The sequence below is a fragment of the Salipaludibacillus sp. CUR1 genome (assembly GCF_021028955.1).
Classification (GTDB): Bacteria; Bacillota; Bacilli; order Bacillales; family Salisediminibacteriaceae; genus Salipaludibacillus.
In genome coordinates this window covers 477,745-493,247 of the sequence record NZ_JAIWPE010000096.1, presented here as the reverse complement: position 1 = coordinate 493,247, position 15,503 = coordinate 477,745, and the positions used below count along the sequence as shown (strand labels likewise).

Genomic DNA, 15,503 nt, shown 5'->3' with positions numbered 1-15,503 from the left:
TTTTTTACTTGCCTCTCATAAAATGGATAATATAAATTTACTTTTTACTCAGGAAAATTGAAAGGAGTATACGTATGAGCGAACCTGCCTTCCGTGCTCAGTTTAAAGATATCAGGATCGAATTGCCCCGTCCAATGTTAAAGTCGTTTATTCATAAATTGTTATCCTCAAATTATAAGTTAACGTGGAGACATGACAAGAACGGTATTGAGTTAGTTATTCAGACTGGAGAAGATCGTCTTTTAATTCCTATGAAATTGGAAAGTGAAAGAAAAACACTTGTGGAAGTGAAAGAGCTTGAGGTAATCACAGAAGAACTGGCTCTTTCGATAGAAGATTTGATTACCGATTGCGGCGGGAGCGGGGTCGTACGGACTTTTGTAGATGGGATCCACTGTGTAAGTTATTTCGACCAGGGAAAAATAGTCTCAGTCCTTAAAACGGAAGACGGAGAAGAAATTACAGCTGCTGATTCCGTCAGCTCTATATCAACTCAGAATAAAAATCAGCATTCTTCAATTAAACAGTTTGTTGTTAATGCAGAGATTGATTATTATTTAATGGAATTAAAAGAGGCGCTCGATAAAAACGACCTAAGCAGTATTACACATTTAAAGAAAATACTTTCAAGACTGGCCTTAAACAAAAAACAGCTCAGCTCTGTTAAATCCCAATGTTAATTTTTAACGAACTTCAGAAAGAAGTCCCCCCACTTCCTACGTAGTGTAAAGTGGGGGATGAATTTCGGTTGGCGTTAGCCAAAACTACTTTTCCATTCCTTTTCTCAACAACTCTAAAATTGTAGCAGTCCTTGTAGGGATGCCATTTTCCTCTTGATACTTGTCCACTTTTTCTAATATAGCCTTCGGCATACGGATTTCCACTCGTTCTTTATCAGTCATAACTGTCACTCTCCTTCCTCTTGATTGTACGGTATTTATACGGTATAATCAATATATACGTAAAAATGACGTACATAAGGAGGTGGCATGATGAAAAGGAACAAGGCTTATAAGTTTAGGTTCTACCCTAATTTGGTTCAGGAACAATTGTTGGCTAAAACATTTGGTTGCGTGAGGTTCGTATATAACAAAATGCTTTCCGAACGTATGGAAAACTATGAGAAGTTCAAGGATGACAAAGCGATTCTTAAAACAACTAAATTTCCTACTCCCGCTAAATATAAAAGCGAATTTGAGTGGTTGAAAGAAGTCGATAGCCTTGCACTGGCAAACGCACAGCTTAATGTTCAAAAGGCATATAAAAACTTCTATGAAGGGCGTTCTAAGTTTCCGAAATTCAAATCTCGAAAATCAAAACAAAGTTACACAACGAATGTCGTTAATGGGAACATTGTCCTTGAAAATGGCTTATTGAAGTTACCTAAATTAAAATGGGTAAAGCTAAAACAACATCGTCAAATTCCTGAACATCATGTCATCAAATCGTGTACATTAACTTGCACAAATACAGGTAAATACTTTGTTTCAATTCTTACAGAGTATGAATGTAAGGCTGTTCCACAGTCTATCAAGAACGTTGTTGGTTTGGATTACGCTATGAATGGTCTGTATGTAGAAAGTGAGCAGGGTGAGAAAGCCAATTACCCTCGTTTCTATCGGCAGTCATTAGAGAAGTTAGCCAAAGAAGAACGTATTTTATCTCGTAGAAAGAAAGGTTCTGGTCGTTGGGAAAAACAACGCTTAAAAGTGGCAAAACTTCATGACAAAACAGCCAATCAAAGAAAGAATTTCTTACATCACAAGTCCAAAGAATTAGCCACTACCTATGATGTGGTAGTGATTGAGGACTTGAATATGAAAGGAATGTCACAAGCCCTTCATTTCGGTAAATCGGTTCATGACAATGGTTGGGGGAAGTTTACATCCTTCCTAAAGTACAAGCTAGAGGAACAAGGGAAACTATTTGTGAAAATAGATAAATGGTTCCCTTCTACTCAACTATGTTCTTCATGTGGGGATACTCAACCAATGCGAATGGGTATAAGAACATATTCTTGTTCATGCGGGTACGAAGGAGATCGTGACCACAACTCAGCAATCAATATCAAACAGGAAGGCTTACGCCTATTAGCGATAGTCTAATAAAAATAAAAACTCTTGGAACAAGAGGGTTAGCTTGGTCAATTTCGTCAGCTACCAAAAGTGGCGATTACCCAAGAAGCCCCCGCTTCAATCAACCCGTAAGGGTGATAAGTGGTGGGTAGTTCACGAGTCTTTATATAGGTAACAATAGAGTGTGGCCATTAGGGTTGGACAATAGAATAGTAATCAAAAAAGAAAGCCGAAAAAAATTTTCGAATTTTGTTCGGCTTTCTTTTTGAGAAAAGGAGTGATTTCAGTCCGCCAGGCGGACACTTGCCCAGGGGCTTGTACCCTAATTATTTAATCTGCGGGTTCACTCTCGGCGAAGGCTTACCCAAGGGCTTGTCTTCAACTCACCCGAAGAACTGCTTCGGGAAAGTGGATTTTCAGACTTCGCTCATCCTCTGGGTGTCCTCGCCTTCGTTCACCGGAAAAATAATGTATTTAGCGGTGTTTTTACAGCCCGTTAAACTGGATCTTCTGACTTACCCCCTGTGGCGTCGCCGCCTTCTGTCCTTTAATCAAAAAAGCTAAAAATTGATTATGTTCAAAAATCACGAGACGCCTGCAGGAAAAGCATCTTTTGAAGATCCCGCAGGCGATTTTTGCGAGGAGCTGAAGAGATGCCTGCGGCAAGCGAGTGCGTTTATGAACCTCATCTCATCTTATGGTCTATTGTGAATTCATTCTTAGGTTATCCCAAGTTTAATTTAGTTTTGTCCCAGCTTCTTTCTTTCTTTTATGTATGCTCTCTTAAATCAGTATGGATAACTTTATATTTAGGAATAAAACATGTTAAAATTAATTAACTTACATAGAGGGAGGTTTTTATTATGTCTATAGAAGTAAGAGGCGAACCAACTCCAAATCCAAACGCAATGAAATTTACTGCAAATAAGGTTCTTTTTGAAGGGTCAGGAAGTGCTTCTTTTAAAAAAGGGGAAGATACAGATCATCCGTTAGCAAAAGAACTACTGGGACTCGAAGGTGTAGATAACATTTTTGGTTTTCAGGACTTTGTAACGGTCAATAAAGAAATGGATGCTGATTGGGATTCATTGCTTCCGAAAATCGAAGAGGCTTTTGGAAAGGTTTATGATTGACGGCTTTCCGAAGGCACAAGGAACGGGGAGAAAATTCTCCCTGTTTTTTTGTGGCTTAAAAGACACCAGGCAGACTGGCCGGCCTTCCAGGCCCGTCTGAAATAAGCTTGACAGTTTACAGTAATATTTTAAAATAAAGAAGACATTTGCCAACTACATACAGAAATGGGGAAAAATAATGGAATCAGCAGAGACGCTGGATTCAACTGAGATAAACTGGTTCAGACGAGGAATAGCGGCAGGAATCCCTATAGCTTTTGGATATATGCCGGTAGCTGTCACATTTGGTTTGCTCGCTGGCGCAACCGGTCTATCAGGTATTGAAGCAGTGCTTATGAGTATGCTCGTGTTTGCTGGAGCAGCACAATATATGGCTTTATCAATGATGGCATTAGGATCAGGAGCTGCTGAAATTATTACAGCTACCTTTATATTAAACTTTAGACATTTATTAATGAGCGCCTCCATTAGGGAGCGGGCAGAATCAGGGTCTAAACTGAACAGAGCTTTATACGGTTTCTTGCTCACTGATGAAGTGTTCGCTGTATCTTCCACAAGTGAGGCTCCGATCAGGACCCATTACATAACAGGAGTAGGCATGATCGCTTATGGAAGCTGGGTAGGTTTTACGGGAATTGGCTACTTTGCCGGCTCATTTTTACCTGAACTGCTCACGGAAAGCATGGCAATCGCCCTCTACGCTCTGTTTATTGCATTACTGATTCCTTCAGTAAAAAAAGAGGGGAAGGTTGTCATCAGGCTGGCTTTTTTAGGGGCTGTGTTTAATGCCGTGTTTCAGCTATGGCTCTCTACAGGCTGGTCACTTATGAGTGCTACAATTTTGGCTGTTATAGTATATGAGGGAATAGATCAAAAAGTAATAAGGAGGAGAAAAACATGAATATGACCATGCTGGGGATAATTATAGGAATGGGGATTGTTACTTATATTCCCCGTTTACTTCCACTGCTGACGCTACAGACTGAAAATTGGCCGGGCTGGTCAAGACGGATGCTGGCACGTGTACCTTATGCTGTGCTGGGCGCATTAATTTTTCCAGGGATCCTGTATATTCATGATTCAATCTGGTTCGGAATAGCAGGCGGAGCTGCCGCCGTATGCTTGGCTTATCTGGGAGCTCCGCTCATTGCAGTGGTAGGAGGATCCATTATATTTCTTGCAGTTATCCAGCTAGTGGTTTAAAAAGAAACTGAGAAGCAAGCAACGAGTCCTTCCCGCACCACATAGCTGAATAACCGTTAAGTCAGAGTCCTCCCGTAACGTTTGGAGACAATATCGTAAAAGCCTAAAGAATTATACAATCTCTTTGTGGCAGCGTTGTTAATACCGGTTTCGAGTTCAATTCCTTTGAACTCCTCAAGTTCAGCCCAATAAAGTACTTTTAAAAGTAGTTTTCGGGCAATTCCCTGGCGGCGGTAGTCTTTTCTTACATACAAATCATTCAGCCAGACGTAGGCGCCGCCTTTATCTAACCCGATCCCGGTATTAAGAAAAGCTCCTCCGACTATTTTCCCTTCTTTTTCGGCCACAAAAAACTCTGCTCCCGAGTCGGCCTTGAGAGCTTTTTCCACTGTTTTTAAGAGAGATTCTTCTGTCATATTAATACTTAAGCTGTTCATCTGCTCCATCATTAAAGAAGTGATTTGTTTAATCTGTTCAATACTGGCGGGTTTTTCTACTTTAAATATTCTCACATTTCTTCTCTCCCTTAGTTCATTGTTACAGCAGCCGGTCTTATGCTTTTTCTGGACCTGTGTTCCAGGCTTGAAGACCCGCAGTTAATGCTAGTGTCATTCAGACCTGTTGTTAAGAGAAAAATAGTCATTTAAAAAGGCGGATACGCCGTTTTCCTCATTTGTAGCCGTCGTGACGTCTGCTACGTTCTTTAATTCATCAATTCCGTTCCCCATTGCCACTCCGCACCCGGCAAATTCCAGCATTTCCAAATCATTATCCTCATCGCCGAAAGCGATGATTCTCTCTTTTGGTATATCAAAATGACTGGCTATCTCTTTTAAACCTACTGCTTTGTTCAAACCGGACTTAACAATTTCTATAATGTTCCATGGGGCCCCCCACGAACGCTGTTCAATAACTTCGGCATGTGCCTCTGATAATAAATTTTTAAGGTCGCTATGCTGCTGATCATCCGGGTGAATCAATATAGAAGTGGGTTCTTTATTGACCACCTTATTTAAGTGGCCGTAAGCAGCCGGGGACTGATTCAAGGTGAAGGCTTCAGCAAACCCTTTATTTAAATAACGTAAATAATAGTCATCCTTCACTTCAACCATGATATTTTTAACTCGTAACGCTTCACACGTTTCTATAATCGTTTCAGCTACTTTTTTATCAAGCGGGGTATGCCTCGTTTTAAAACTGTGCGGATTCTGCGGATGATGGACAAAAGCCCCGTTAAAGTTAACCATAGGAGAATCGAGTGCAAGCTGCTGATAATAATCTTTACTGGCCCTGTACGGACGGCCGGTTGCAATGACGACTTTATGGCCAAGCTCTCTTAAGCGGAATAAGGCAGACCTGTTCTGTTTAGAAATAGTTTTTTTATCTGAGAGCAGAGTTCCATCCAGGTCCACAGCGATAAGATGCGGTTTCATAAAACGTTCCTCCTGTAAGTATAATGTGCCATCTAGGCTTTTCTTTAAATAAGCAAATCCATAGGATTTCCAACAAAATCATGTTATAAATATACTATAACATGGTTGAGTTATGTTAAAATACGTGTGGAAGAAGTTATCTTAAAAAATGACAGGGGATAAGGACATGGAACAATTTTTCTCTACATTCACTGCGCGGACGATCTGGACACCTGAGCTTTTAGTTGTTCTGGGAGTTGTCAGTTTAGTATATTTTTTGATTATTACTAAATTAAGGCATCGTTTTCCGGATTCTGAACCGGTTTCTCTCAGACGTAAAATATATTTTCACCTTGGTTTATTAGCAATCTATTTAGGTTTTGGCGGGCCTTTGTATGTGTTGGGGCATATTATGTTAAGCATGCATATGCTTTCCATGGCAATAGTATATCTTGTTGCTCCTCCGTTAATATTATTAGGGATCCCTTCTTGGTTTTTTAAGTTTTTTGCGAGATTTAAAGTGGTCAGAGGAGTTTTTACAATTGTCGGTTTCCCTATACTCGGGCTGATTTTATTTAATGCCATTTTTTCGTTTTATCATTTGCCGGCGACATTTGACTACCTTATGACGAATGAAGGGTATCATAATATTTATCAGAATGCTATGCTTTTGGCTGCCATTTTAATGTGGTGGCATATTATACCGCGGTTTAAAACTAAATATGATTTATCCGAATTGAAACGGATTGGCTATATGTTCATGAGCGGGGTTCTTTTTACTCCTGCTTGTGTACTCATTATATTTGCCGGGGAGCCGCTGTATTCGACCTATACAGATCCGTCTGTGTGGGCTACAGCGATGGCTTACTGCCTGCCTCCGGGAGCAGATATTCCTTTTGAAGTGTTTTCCGGTGAGCAGTCACTGACTTTGCTCAGCCCAAGGCATGATCAGCAGTTTGGCGGCGCAATGATGAAAGTCATTCAGGAGCTTGCTTATGGGGTGGCAATGGGATACACCTTCAGGCTCTGGATGAAGCGTGACAGGGAAAATACTCCGAAGCTAAACCTTAAAGAATATGAAATGTACCAGACTAACGGCTAAAAAGAGAGAGGGATTATATGAGCAGGTGGTGGTTTGTTTCGGGGAGTCTTTTAACACTTATTCTGCTTTCGACAGGATGCAGTTTTTTGTATGAAGACACCTCTGAATCAACAGAGGGAGACGCAGTTATTGATGTCTCCCAGGCAGAAGAGCCTTGGGAACTCGTCGATTTTGAAGCAGTTAACCAGTATGAAGAAGTCGTAAACAATGAGACGCTGCAAGGAGAATGGTGGGTTACAAAAACAATTTTCACACGCTGCCCCACAGTCTGTATGACAATGACGCCTAATATGGTTACATTGCAAAAAGGACTGGAGGATGAAGGAATAGATATCCAGATTGTTTCTTTTACAGTCGATCCTGAGTTTGACACACCTGAAAGACTGGAAGACTATGGTGAATCCTACGGAGCAGATTTTTCAAATTGGGATTTCCTTACGGGATATACACCGGAAGAGATAAGGGAATTTGCATTAGAGTCACTCAAAGCCCAAATACAGGAACTGCCCGAGCAAGAGGACATTATGCATCCGACAAGATTTTACCTTGTAAACCCGGAAGGTGTAGTTGTCCGAATGTACAGTGGTGAAAATAATTTTGATTTAGAAGCCACAGTTGAAGATATAAAGTCAGTTACCCAAGCTAAATAAAGTGATGCTGCCTTGTCAACAAGGCAGTTTTTTTATTATAAATAACACTTACAGAGCGTTAATTAACGTTTATAAATAATAAATTGTGGAAAAAGTTTCGAAATTGTCCCTATAATCTACCATTAAGATTGTTAAAATAGAATGAGATTGCAAAGAAAGGATGTGATGGCACGATGTATGAGCTTAGAACACCTGTAAAGGTGAGTGAAGCGGTAAGCCGTGTCATGAAGCATAAAAAGAAAGGCGAAAAAGAATTAATTGAGCTCATGGAAGCGGGAGACCGTTATTTAGCTGAAGATATTATTGCGGACCATCCAATCCCGCCTTTTGACCGGTCCCCTCTGGATGGATTTGCCGTAAGAAGTGAAGATACTGAAAAAGCAGACAGTACTCATCCTGTGCAGCTTGAAGTTATAGACACTGTAGGGGCAGGTCACGTTGCTAAGGGGCCGGTAATGCCCGGTCAGGCAATCAGGGTTATGACCGGTACCGTCATGCCTGAAAATACAGACGCCATTATCATGTTTGAATTGGCAAAAGAGTTCACACAAGAAGATAAGACTTACATTGAAATCAAGCGCCCTTTTCAGACAGGCGACTATGTCTCAAAAAAAGGCGAGGAAACCAAACAAGGCGAAGTAGTAGTCAGGTCAGGTACAAAAATTACGGCAGGGGTCATCGCAGTACTGGCGACTTTTGGCTATCACAGGGTTCCAGTTGCCAAAAAGCCTGTTATAGGCATCTATGCGACAGGAACTGAGTTACTTGAGATAGATGACGACTTACAGCCTGGAAAAATCCGTAACAGCAATGCCTATATGATTATTTCTCAAATTCGTCAGGCCGGAGGAGAGCCTAAATATTACGGAAAGCTGAAAGATGACTTTAACCTCTGTTATAATGCGGTGGCACAGGCGCTAAACGAAGTAGATGCTCTCATTACAACCGGGGGCGTCTCTGTCGGCGACTTCGATTTTCTGCCTGAAATCTATAACAGACTTGGAGCAAACGTGCTCTTTAATAAAATTGCAATGAGGCCAGGCAGCGTTACAACAGTAGCTGAAAAGGACGGAAAACTATTATTCGGTTTGTCAGGAAATCCTTCAGCTTGTTTTGTAGGATTCGAATTATACACGAGACCGTGGATTCGCAGTTATCTCCACTCCGGAAAACCCTATGTAGAAACAGTAAAGGGTAAGTTAACAGTTGACTTTCCAAAACCTAACCCTTTTACCCGTTTTATTAGAAGCAAGGTTGAGTTCAAAGAAGGAAAAGTGTTTGCCAGCCCGGTCGGGATGGATAAGTCGCAAGTAGTGACTTCTTTAGCGTATACAGATGCCCTCGTAGCAGTTCCTGGAGGCTCAAGGGGGTATAAATCAGGTGATGAAGTGGATATTTTACTTTTAGCCTCCGAAGGAAGTGAGAATCCGTTAAAAGACCCGGCAAAATCCAGGGATGAGAAATTATGATTAAACATCAGATAGTTGGCTATTCAAATTCAGGAAAAACGACCGTAGCCGCTAAACTTATCCGCATGCTTACTAAGACAGGCTATTCTTGTGCCACGATTAAGCATCATGGAGACCGTACCCCGCTTTCTAAAGAGCCGGCTGGCAAAGACACAGCTAAACACAGACAGGCGGGGGCCTGTGGAACACTTGCCGCAAGTGACAGCGAGATGGTTCTGACACTCCAGCACAACCGGGCATTCAGTTTAAATGATTTTATTAATTTTTATAATGTTTTATCTTTAGATGTCCTTCTAATTGAAGGATATAAAAAAGAAAAATATCCGAAAACCATTTTGTTAAGGACAGAAAATGATTTACCTTTGTTAAAGAAAGCTGTTAACATCAAATGTGTTTTATGCAGGGATAAAAGCCTTGTGGATTTAGTTTCTGACAACTTTACTTTCCCTGTTTTTTATATGGAGGATATGGAGGACTACCTCAAATGGTTTTTAAAACGAGTGGAGAAAGGGGACTACGATGAATAATAATAATTTTGAAATTATAAATACTCCAATACAAATTAATGAAGTAATAAATAAAGTTGAAGACAGAAATGCAGGTGCGATAAATACTTTTATCGGCACAGTGAGAGAACTGACAAAAGGGAAAAAAACCGTGTATTTAAAATATGATGCCTATATCTCAATGGCTGAAAAAAAATTAGCCCAGATTGGCGGGGAAATTCAGAAAGAATATCCTGAATCAAAAGTTGCTATTACTCACAGGATTGGTGAGCTCGCTATCTCAGATATTGCTGTTGTTATAGCTGTCTCTACTCCTCACCGGGCGGATGCTTTTGCAGCCAGCAGATATGCAATTGAAAGAATAAAAGAAATCGTGCCTATCTGGAAAAAAGAACATTGGGAAGATGGGGAAAAATGGATGGGAGACCAGCTTGAACATAAGCCGTACCCTGAAGGAAAACCTGAAAAGGGGGATTTAAATTGAGTATAAGGATATTATTATTTGCTGAGCTGGAAGAAAAGGTGGGAACGCGCCAGATTGAAATAGATGGCACCGAAATGACAGCCGGAGAAGTCAGAAACACACTTCTGGAAAAATATCCGGAAGTCTCCGCGTTCAATTCAGCTATGATGGCTATTAACGAAGAATACGCAGACGATCAGGACGTGGTCCGTGAAGGCGACCTGGTTGCTTTTATTCCACCGGTAAGCGGCGGATAAGTCATAGAACGTTCACAAAAAAGGTGTGAGAGTGTGACGGGAATCACGGAATAATCCGGCTGATTTTTTTACACTAGAAGTGTTCATTGCTCATCGTTTTTGGGCGGTGCATAGTTTTACTTCCTTTATTTAAGAACCCAACGTATTTGGCAGCTGGCTACCCCAAAACCAGTGTTTGCCAAACCGAACAAGGCGTAACAAACCCAAAACATGTGAATGACTAAAGTTCTTATGACCCCCAATCATATGAACGAAAAGCGGCTGCCCGAGCAGCCGCTTCTTTTTTGCTGAAGACCAGTTAATTATCATTAAAAGAAGAGGTACTAATGTAATTTTCTGACCCCCGTAAAAAAACATTACTCCATAAGCCCAAAATACCTGCCGGTGAAAAAAAGCGGGGAAAGACGCAGGTAATCAGGCATCATGCATGTATGTTTTTAATTCCTCTAAATCATGAATAACAAGATAACCTTGTTTTTTAGAGAGTATTTTTTGCTTTTTCAGCTGATTCATCATTCGTGTCACACTTTCCCGGGTAGCACCGAAAAAATTTCCTAAATCTTCATGGGTCAGCTTAATATCTATATAAATACCGTCTTCCTTTTTAATTCCGTAATCTTCTGTTAACCTTACAAGAGTGGCAGCTAAAGCGCTCAACTTTCCGTACAAAGCCACATCCCGTAACGTCGTTTGGGAGATTCTTAACCGCTCTGCCATAATACGGAAAATAGGCATACCTAATTCAGGATGTTCCAGAAGCATCATTTCCAGGTCTTCATTGCGGATATAAGAGACGCTCCCGCCTTCTAAAACAGTAGCAGTGGCCGGATAAGTCGTTTCCTCAGGGCTGAATAAAGCCACTTCAGCAAAAATCTCATCCTTTTGCCTGATATTTAATACAATTTCTTTACCGTCCGCACTGCTTTTAGTTAATTTAACTTTTCCTTCATTGATAAAGTATAAGGATTCAGCTGGTTCTGTTTCCCTAAACAGGACTTCTCCTTTTGTAACGGCTTTAGTCAGGATAATTTCCTCAAGTTTCACTTTAATGGTATCAGGCAATGGCGCAAATACCGGTATATTATGCAAAAAAGACTTGGTAGACAAAATAATCACCTGCTCTTTCAATTAATTCAGTTGTTACCTATAGTTTACCAAAAATTAGACCCTATTTATAAAGTGTTTTCCCTGATTAATATAAGGGAATAACATATGAAAAAGAGTATGAGAGTGGAGGGAAAAAATGCAAGTAATAATAAGCGAACAGGCACTGGATTGGTTTAAAAATGAACTGGAAGTCACTTCAGGTGATCATGTACAGTTTTTTGCCAGATATGGAGGGTGCGGAAACTTTCAATCAGGCTTTTCATTGGGCGTTACCGTTAAAGCCCCGGAAGAAGAAGCGGCTTCAGTTGAAAAAGATGGTATTTTGTTTTACGTAGAAAAAAAAGATGAATGGTATTTCGACGGAAAAGATTTAAAAGTGACTTATGATGAAGAAAAACAGGAAGTCTCTTATAACTATGCAGATTAAATAAGTTAAATATAATAAATATTAAAGCGCACCGTTAATGAAAGGTCAGTCTTTCATTAACGGTTTTTTATGTTTTATGTTTAAAAAGTCGCTTCTTTAAAAGTCTACCCTATTCAAGCCTGTCATTTTGACATTTATGTGAACTTCCGAACCATCGTTTTTTTCATAAATACTGCTGTTGAGCCATTCTTACGATTGTTGTTAATAAAATCGCCATATTTACCTGTTTGGTGTGACGAAAATCACACATTCGCTGTGACTGATTGCACAGTGACTCCTCCCCCCAGACACTAAAATGAAATTAACAAATTAATTATGAATGAGGAAAAACAACCTGTTGGGCAGATCACATAGTTCACCTGACTAAACGAGGTTTTTCAGAAGGGGGTTCCATAATGAGTCAATTAGAAAAATCATTTTATTCAAAATCAAGTATGTACTCATTTATTGTAGTTGTCATCTTATTTATGTCCATGTGGATTGGAACAGGGCAATTTTCACATATGGATTGGATGCTGTTCGGTTATATGGTTTCAACGTTTATCTTCTTTATCGGCATGACCGTGCGGCTGACTTCCTGGATAATGAGACCGGCTACACATGAAGTCATTAAGCGGTCTATTCAAAAAATGAAGTCAAAGAACAGCCAGAAGAGAAATGGAAAAGCCATTTTTAAAACCTTAATAGATAATATTTTACTCCAAAAATATATTTTTAAGAGAGGCGTCTACAGAGGTATCCAGCATTGGCTGATCGCCTGGGGATGCATCGGCTCTCTGGCGATCACTTTCGGTCTCACACTGGGATGGATGCACTTTAAACTGGTCGATTCGTCAACTTACCAAATGGTTGTTTTTAACATCCCGACAATTCAAATGGCGGCAGACGGCTGGCTTGCCCAAATGTTTTTTGAAGGCTTGAATATAACAGCATCGATGCTGTTAATAGGGCTTGCAATGGCAATCATCAGAAGAATTCGTGATAAAGATCTTAAAGTCACTCAGAGGGCAGAATTTGATTTATTTCCTCTATATTTGCTTCTCGCAGTAACATTAACAGGTTTGTTCCTGACAGTCTCATACAAACTTTTAGGCGGATGGATGCACCCTCAATTAGCTTTAATCCATCAGATTACAGTCGTCGTTTTCCTTGTGTATTTTCCATTCGGGAAGCTTGTGCATCTCCCTATGAGGCCAATGGCTGCTTCAGTGCCGATGAACTATCAGGAAACTCCGGGAGTAGATACGAGAGACTGTTCAGGCTGCGGAGAACTTTATTCGAACGATGAGCAGATAGAAGATGTAAAAGCCATCTTAGGGGCTCAGGCATTTGATTTAAAAAATGATGAGGGAGACTGGCTGGCTGACTACTGTCCGGCCTGCCGCAGGAAACTTCGGGTAATGAGCCAGTTGAACTTACCTAAGGGAGCGGGGAAAGCAGCCCCTGTCCAAACAAATAATGGTATACACATGCCGGGATTTGGCCGGAAACGGTCAGAAGACTTTTATCAGCCAGCCCATTCAGGCAAGGAGGAATTATAAATGACACAATTTGTGGTAAAACCAGGAGTTAAAAATCTGAAGCACGACGGTGAAAAGCTTATTACAACTCATTGCTGCTATTGCGGCATGCAGTGTGGAATGCATATTAGAGTAAATAAAAAGTCCGGAAAGGTCGTAGGGGTAGAGCCGCGTTACGACTGGCCGGTGACGATGGGAAAAATGTGTCCTAAAGGGGTTACAGCTTATCAGACTGTAGACCACCCGGAAAGAATTAAAAAACCGCTTATTAAGAAAAACGGAGAATTTGTTGAAAGCAGCTGGGAAGAAGCTTTGGATCTTATAGAAAAAAATTATAAAAAGCTGCAGGCTGAACATGGAAAAAATGCATTGTCAGTGTTTGGCGGAGTCTCAATGACCAACGAAAAATGCTATCTCGTCGGAAAGTATGCCCGCGTCGCTTTAGGAACAAGATACGTTGATTATAACGGAAGGTTCTGTATGTCTTCAGCAGCAGGCGGCTTCATGAAAACGTTGGGAATTGACCGGGGATCAACCTTACCTTGGCCGGAACTTGAACATACCGATTGTTTCTTCATGGCGGGAACCAATACAGCAGAATGCCACCCAACCACAATTCAGTGGTTATGGCGGGCGAGAGATAAAGGGGCAAAGATGATTGTGGCAGATCCAAGGGAGACGCCGACAGCGAGAATTGCAGACGTCCATCTGGATTTAAAGGCAGGAACAGATTCAGCCCTTGCAAACGGCATGCTGCATCTTCTAATACGCGAAGGATACGTTGATGAAACTTATGTTAATGAACGATGTAATAACTATGCTGGCTTGAAAGAAGCCGTCAAACTTTTCACGCCGGAATATACGTCTGAACTAACAGGTGTAGCGGCAGAAAAAATCATAAAAGCAGCCCATATATATGGCCAGTCTCCACGGTCTGTTGTTATGTTCGCACGGGGCGTAGAGCAGCAAAACAAAGGAGTAGATAACGTTGCCTTATATACGTCCATGGCTCTGTTAAGAGGGCAAATTGGAAAGTTTGCATCCGGAGTGGCTACTTTTACAGGCCAGGGGAACGGTCAGGGGGGAAGAGAGCATGGTCAGAAAGCCGATGCACTTCCAGGGTACCGGAAAATAGATAACCCTGAGCATGTAAAATATGTAGCCGGAGTTTGGGGAATTAAGCCTGAAGAAATGCCTGAAGCGGGAGTTTCAGCGTATGAGATGTTTGACGAGATCCAAAATGGAAACATCCGTTCAATGCATGTTATTTGCAGCAATCCGGCCGTCTCTGCTCCAAATAACCATTATATCTGGGACAGTTTTAAAAAGCTGGATTTCATGGTCGTTTCTGATTTCTTCCTTTCAGAAACAGCAGAATTTGCAGATGTCGTCTTACCTACTACCACATGGGCTGAGGACGAAGGGACAACAACCAACCTTGAAGGCCGTGTAATCAGAATCAGAAAAGTGAGAGAGCCACTCGGTGAATCTAAAACAGACTGGGAAATTATGCAGCTGATCGCAGAGAGAATGGGAAAAGGAAAATTCTTTCCATATAAAAATGTACCTGAAATTTATGAAGAGTTCCGGCTTGCTTCTAAAGGCGGCAAGGCAGATTACTATGGAATAACGTACGATCGGATTGAGAAAGAGGATGGGGTCTTCTGGCCTTGCCCGGACGAGGACCACCCTGGTACACCGACTATGTTCAGAGAATCTTTTGGCACACCTGACGGAAAAGCAAATCTCCCGGCAGTATTGTGGCAGGAACCAGGTGAAGTTCCGACTGAGGATTATCCGCATACGTTAACCACTGGACGCGTTGTCTTTCATTATTTATCCGGCACACAGACGAGGAGAACCCAGTTTTTAATGGAAAAGTGCCCGGAACCTTACGTTGAAATGCATCCTGAACTTGCTTCTCAATACGCTTTCATGGACGGCGACTACGTCTACCTGGAAACAAGGCGCGGCAATATGAAAGTTAAAGCAAAAATAACTAAAGCGATACGGAAAGACCACGTATTCATCCCATACCACTGGGGCAAAGAACTGTCAGTAAATAAACTTACAAATCCGTCTCTTGATCCTACATCAAGGATGCCGGAGTTCAAGGTATGTGCCGTCAAGCTGAGAAAAGCTTAATAAAACAAAACGGCCAACCAAAACAGCAGGAGGT

At 41.2% G+C, this 15,503-nt stretch carries 18 protein-coding genes; 14 read left to right on the top strand and 4 right to left on the bottom strand.

Annotated features, from left to right (window positions below):
* Positions 1-74 precede the first annotated feature (74 nt).
* Entirely contained in the window at positions 75-680 is a 606-nt protein-coding gene (locus K8O68_RS21220) for a hypothetical protein (RefSeq protein WP_230898734.1), read from the top strand.
* Positions 681-764: 84 nt separating this feature from the next.
* On the opposite strand, the gene K8O68_RS21215 is transcribed toward K8O68_RS21220, so the two are convergent.
* Positions 765-902, bottom strand: a complete 138-nt coding sequence (locus K8O68_RS21215; RefSeq protein WP_230898733.1) for a ribbon-helix-helix domain-containing protein — start codon at positions 900-902, stop codon at positions 765-767.
* Between the two features lie 87 nt (positions 903-989).
* Here K8O68_RS21215 and K8O68_RS21210 point away from each other — a divergent pair, with 87 nt between their 5' ends.
* The 4 genes from K8O68_RS21210 (at position 990) to K8O68_RS21195 (ending at position 4,411) form a co-directional block, all read left to right on the top strand.
* Entirely contained in the window at positions 990-2,105 is a 1,116-nt protein-coding gene (locus tag K8O68_RS21210; protein WP_230898732.1) for a transposase, read from the top strand.
* An 833-nt stretch (positions 2,106-2,938) separates the two neighbouring features.
* Positions 2,939-3,208, top strand: coding sequence for a NifU N-terminal domain-containing protein (locus tag K8O68_RS21205; protein WP_230898731.1), 270 nt, complete (start codon positions 2,939-2,941; stop codon positions 3,206-3,208).
* 178 nt (positions 3,209-3,386) lie between these two features.
* Entirely contained in the window at positions 3,387-4,109 is a 723-nt protein-coding gene (locus tag K8O68_RS21200) for an AzlC family ABC transporter permease (RefSeq protein WP_230898730.1), read from the top strand.
* Positions 4,106-4,411: an AzlD domain-containing protein gene (locus tag K8O68_RS21195; RefSeq protein WP_230898729.1), complete on the top strand. Its 306-nt coding sequence runs from the start codon at positions 4,106-4,108 to the stop codon at positions 4,409-4,411. Before K8O68_RS21200 ends, K8O68_RS21195 begins: the two co-directional genes overlap by 4 nt.
* Before the next feature lie 56 nt (positions 4,412-4,467).
* On the opposite strand, the gene K8O68_RS21190 is transcribed toward K8O68_RS21195, so the two are convergent.
* Together K8O68_RS21190 and K8O68_RS21185 are read right to left on the bottom strand one after the other, a co-directional pair.
* Positions 4,468-4,923, bottom strand: coding sequence for a GNAT family N-acetyltransferase (locus tag K8O68_RS21190; protein WP_230898728.1), 456 nt, complete (start codon positions 4,921-4,923; stop codon positions 4,468-4,470).
* Between the two features lie 96 nt (positions 4,924-5,019).
* Complete coding sequence (locus K8O68_RS21185; RefSeq protein ID WP_230898727.1) at positions 5,020-5,844, bottom strand: Cof-type HAD-IIB family hydrolase; 825 nt, start codon at positions 5,842-5,844, stop codon at positions 5,020-5,022.
* Positions 5,845-6,010: 166 nt separating this feature from the next.
* Here K8O68_RS21185 and ctaG point away from each other — a divergent pair, with 166 nt between their 5' ends.
* The 6 genes from ctaG to moaD all read left to right on the top strand — a co-directional run bounded on the left by ctaG (position 6,011) and on the right by moaD (position 10,270).
* Entirely contained in the window at positions 6,011-6,925 is a 915-nt protein-coding gene (ctaG, locus tag K8O68_RS21180; protein ID WP_230898726.1) for a cytochrome c oxidase assembly factor CtaG, read from the top strand.
* 17 nt (positions 6,926-6,942) lie between these two features.
* Entirely contained in the window at positions 6,943-7,575 is a 633-nt protein-coding gene (locus K8O68_RS21175) for an SCO family protein (RefSeq protein WP_230898725.1), read from the top strand.
* Positions 7,576-7,748: 173 nt separating this feature from the next.
* Complete coding sequence (locus K8O68_RS21170; protein ID WP_230898724.1) at positions 7,749-9,044, top strand: molybdopterin molybdotransferase MoeA; 1,296 nt, start codon at positions 7,749-7,751, stop codon at positions 9,042-9,044.
* Positions 9,041-9,571: a molybdopterin-guanine dinucleotide biosynthesis protein B gene (gene mobB, locus K8O68_RS21165; protein WP_230898723.1), complete on the top strand. Its 531-nt coding sequence runs from the start codon at positions 9,041-9,043 to the stop codon at positions 9,569-9,571. Before K8O68_RS21170 ends, mobB begins: the two co-directional genes overlap by 4 nt.
* Positions 9,564-10,034, top strand: a complete 471-nt coding sequence (locus K8O68_RS21160; RefSeq protein WP_230898722.1) for a molybdenum cofactor biosynthesis protein MoaE — start codon at positions 9,564-9,566, stop codon at positions 10,032-10,034. Before mobB ends, K8O68_RS21160 begins: the two co-directional genes overlap by 8 nt.
* Positions 10,031-10,270 (top strand): molybdopterin converting factor subunit 1, encoded by a 240-nt coding sequence (gene moaD, locus K8O68_RS21155; RefSeq protein WP_230898721.1) that lies wholly within the window; start codon positions 10,031-10,033, stop codon positions 10,268-10,270. The genes K8O68_RS21160 and moaD overlap by 4 nt, the downstream gene beginning before the upstream one ends.
* 414 nt (positions 10,271-10,684) lie before the next feature.
* Here moaD and K8O68_RS21150 read toward each other — a convergent pair whose 3' ends face one another.
* Positions 10,685-11,377, bottom strand: coding sequence for a Crp/Fnr family transcriptional regulator (locus tag K8O68_RS21150; protein WP_230898720.1), 693 nt, complete (start codon positions 11,375-11,377; stop codon positions 10,685-10,687).
* Between the two features lie 136 nt (positions 11,378-11,513).
* On the opposite strand from K8O68_RS21150, the gene K8O68_RS21145 reads away from it, so the two are divergent.
* The 3 genes from K8O68_RS21145 to fdhF all read left to right on the top strand — a co-directional run bounded on the left by K8O68_RS21145 (position 11,514) and on the right by fdhF (position 15,469).
* Positions 11,514-11,804, top strand: a complete 291-nt coding sequence (locus K8O68_RS21145; RefSeq protein WP_230898719.1) for a HesB/YadR/YfhF family protein — start codon at positions 11,514-11,516, stop codon at positions 11,802-11,804.
* Between the two features lie 395 nt (positions 11,805-12,199).
* Positions 12,200-13,345: an MFS transporter gene (locus K8O68_RS21140; protein WP_230898718.1), complete on the top strand. Its 1,146-nt coding sequence runs from the start codon at positions 12,200-12,202 to the stop codon at positions 13,343-13,345.
* Complete coding sequence (gene fdhF, locus K8O68_RS21135; protein WP_230898717.1) at positions 13,346-15,469, top strand: formate dehydrogenase subunit alpha; 2,124 nt, start codon at positions 13,346-13,348, stop codon at positions 15,467-15,469.
* Positions 15,470-15,503: the final 34 nt, after the last annotated feature.